This window comes from Frankia sp. Hr75.2, assembly GCF_949319125.1.
Lineage (GTDB): Bacteria > Actinomycetota > Actinomycetes > Frankiales > Frankiaceae > Parafrankia > Parafrankia soli.
In genome coordinates, this window is record NZ_CASGGV010000113.1 from 1 (window position 1) to 2929 (window position 2929).

The 2929-nt window shown below is 66.2% G+C and carries 3 protein-coding genes and 1 pseudogene; 1 reads left to right on the top strand and 3 read right to left on the bottom strand.

Annotation, left to right across the window (positions count from 1 at the left end; all coding sequences use genetic code 11):
- Positions 1 to 269: 269 nt before the first annotated feature.
- From AC559T_RS11205 to AC559T_RS11215, 3 genes and pseudogenes are all read right to left on the bottom strand, one after another.
- Positions 270 to 506 (bottom strand): hypothetical protein, encoded by a 237-nt coding sequence (locus AC559T_RS11205; protein WP_498868649.1) that lies wholly within the window; start codon positions 504 to 506, stop codon positions 270 to 272.
- A 104-nt stretch (positions 507 to 610) separates the two neighbouring features.
- Positions 611 to 961 (bottom strand): hypothetical protein, encoded by a 351-nt coding sequence (locus AC559T_RS11210; RefSeq protein WP_498868651.1) that lies wholly within the window; start codon positions 959 to 961, stop codon positions 611 to 613.
- A gap of 32 nt (positions 962 to 993) precedes the next feature.
- Positions 994 to 1221, bottom strand: a pseudogene (locus tag AC559T_RS11215) (MarR family transcriptional regulator); the annotation flags it as partial.
- 694 nt (positions 1222 to 1915) lie between these two features.
- Here AC559T_RS11215 and AC559T_RS11220 point away from each other — a divergent pair.
- Positions 1916 to 2929 (top strand): recombinase family protein (locus tag AC559T_RS11220; RefSeq protein WP_498868650.1); only part of this gene is annotated, 1014 nt, incomplete at its 3' end.

Consider the following 2929-nt stretch of genomic DNA (forward strand, 5'->3'; position numbering starts at 1 on the left):
AGATCCGAACCAAACCGCCAGAGCCAGACGGCTGAGCTTCTCGCCGCATCGGGAGAAGGGGTGAGCGGCCCTGTCTGGTTGCCCGCTGGGCCTGGCACTCGGCGTCGCCTACGGCTGAGCGAACTGCCAGGCAGCGGATTTGCTCTGCAGGCCAACGAGTGGGGTGCTGGTACCGCCCCGATCCCAGCGCCGCATCTCCCGGAGGTCGCGTGAGCGGCACCTTTGAGAGGAGACGGCGGCCGGCTTCTCCACCGGCCGCCGGTGTGCTCTCACCCTGGCTCGACGGCGGCTCCCGAAGACGTGTGCTGGCCGGCGGCGCAGTACAACACCACCGCCAGCGCCCAGCCTTCCGCCGGGGTCAGATAACAGGCCGCGACCTCGCCGAGGGTGCTGTGCAGACGCAGCAGAATCACGGGTTCGGTCGCGGTGCCCTTCTCGGGCCGGATCAGGAGTTCCGTTCCGTCGAGACGGCCGGTGAGAACGCCGTTGCCCGCTCCATAGTCCACCAGCCTCGACGTATACCCCTGCCCCTGCGGCCGGTTTCCGACCTGCTCCGGCGCTTGGTCGTGATCTGGCGGGAACGGGCCAGCGGGCCGCCGGAGGCCTCGCCTCATCGGAGGCGGACGCGACGGGGACGGCCGGCCCCGTCCTGCTCGGCGGCGCCGGTAGCGATCAGCAGATCGAACACGTTCGTCACCGCCCCGGCGGAACGGCCGACCGTACGGGCGACCTCCCCGGCCGACCAGGCGCGGGTCCGATCCTGGCCCAGACAGGCCATCACCAGCTCCCGCAACCCACCCGGCGCCAGCCGACTGCCGGTCGACGTCACCCGGCCTTGCGTCTTCCACAGCGGCGCGCCGTCGTCCTGCTCCCTGGGGACGGCACATCCGTCCCCGGCTTGGACGGCATGGCCGGTGGCGGCGCCGTGCGGGCCCAACCCGGCTGGGCGATGTGACTCCACTGGTCCGGGTCCCGGCCGGCACCATGCCGCCGGCCGGGAACCCTCACGGCGCGACCGCCGGCCTCCAACACGGTCAACGCACGACTCACCGTGGTCCGCGCCAACCCTGTCCTCTCCACCAGCTCCGCCACCGTGACCGCCCCCTCCGCGGCGGCAAGTGCCCCCGCCACCAGACGCGAGGCACCGGACCCGTATCCATCCTCGTTAACAGAAACCGACAACAGAAACCCTCCGCACGTTTTCGAATGGCGACTCGGCATGCGCCGGGCCGCCAGCAGGAGAACTCCAAACTGTCACCCTTGCAAGCAAGACCAAAAGAAAATCCGGATGCCCACGTTCCGGGCATCGGAAGTTGAGAAGAGTCTTCGACAAGCATCTCCGATGCCGGAGCGCAACGTCGAGCAGAAAAAGCCCGTGGTGCCTAGGCAGAGGAGAACAGGGCTATCGCGTCAACCGATGACACGACCCCGCCAGACCCGAGCACAACCCAGCCCGCAGTCGGACGCCGCCGGCCACCCATCGGCCGAAGAAACCTGTCAGGCGGAGAAGTCCAGCCCTCCCAGCCATCGACGTAGTCGTCGCAGTGCCGCACTTCATCCCCCTGACCGTTGAGGAACGCGCCGCCGCTGTCAGCGCTCTCACGGACCTCCTTCGCGCACATCGAAGCAGGCAACAGGAAGAGCCGACAACTGATGTCGAATGACGGTCGCCCCACCGTTGAATACGAGCAATAATAAACAGCAATAACCCGGCGTTCACCATTATCGGCATTGCGCTGACCTGTCGATGTGTCCATTCAGGGGTGCGCGCCCGCAGGCCTGTGACCTGCGGCGATGCGGAGCCGACGCCCAGCTCACGGTGGCGGACTCGTCGTGAAGTGCCAGGTCAGGCGGTTACCGGCGCGTAACCCCTGAATGGACACCTGTCGATCGTTCATTTCTGAGGAGCCCTGACGTGACGTCCAGCCATCGAAAAGGCCGCATCGACCAGCCCGACCGCACGACCAAACGGGTGGCGATCTACCTGTGCATCTCCACCGACGAGAAGAACCAGCCGTTCTCCCTGGAAGCGCAGGAGACCAAGCTTCTGGCGTTCATCACCAGCCAGGACGGCTGGGAGCTGACCAGCAAGTACGTCGACCAGGCATCCGGCGCCACCACCGACCGCCCCCAGCTCCAACGAGCCCTCGCGGCGGCACTCGCCGGGAAGTTCGACATCCTGCTCGTCTACCGCCTCGACCGCCTCACCCGTTCCCTACGCGGCCTCACCGAACTCCTCGAAACCCTCGACGAAGCCGGAGTTGCGTTCCGTTCCGCCACTGAACCGTTCGACACCGGCAATGCCACCGGACGAATGATCATTCAGATACTTGGTGTCATCGCCGAATTCGAACGCGCCCTCATCATCGACCGGGTCATCAACGGCATGGAAGTCAAAGCCAGCCTCGGACAATGGCAAGGCGGATCCCGCCCCTACGGCTACCAGATCGACCCCAACACCGATTACCTGACGGTAGACCCCATCGAAGCCCCCATCGTCCGCCGCATCTTCACCGAGTACGTCAACGACCGCCTCGGCAGCCAGGCCATCGCCCGCAAACTCACCAGCGACGGCCTACGCACCAAAACCGGCCAACCATGGTCTCCCGCTGCGATCCTCACCATCCTGCGCAACCGCGCCTACATCGGCTACATCAGCTTCCGTGGTGTCGACCACGCCGCACCACACCCCACCATCATCGACCCCGACCTCTTCCACCAAGCCCAGAAAATCCTGGCAGAACGCGCCGAATCCACCGCCACCAAACGCGCCGCATCCGGCTCCGACTACCTGCTCACCGGAAAGATCCGCTGCGCCCACTGCGGCAAGCACTACATCGGCACCGCCGCCCGCGGAAACCTCTACCGATACCGTTACTACAGCTGCTGGACCCGCAACCGCTACGGCACCAGCATCTGCTCCGCAGAA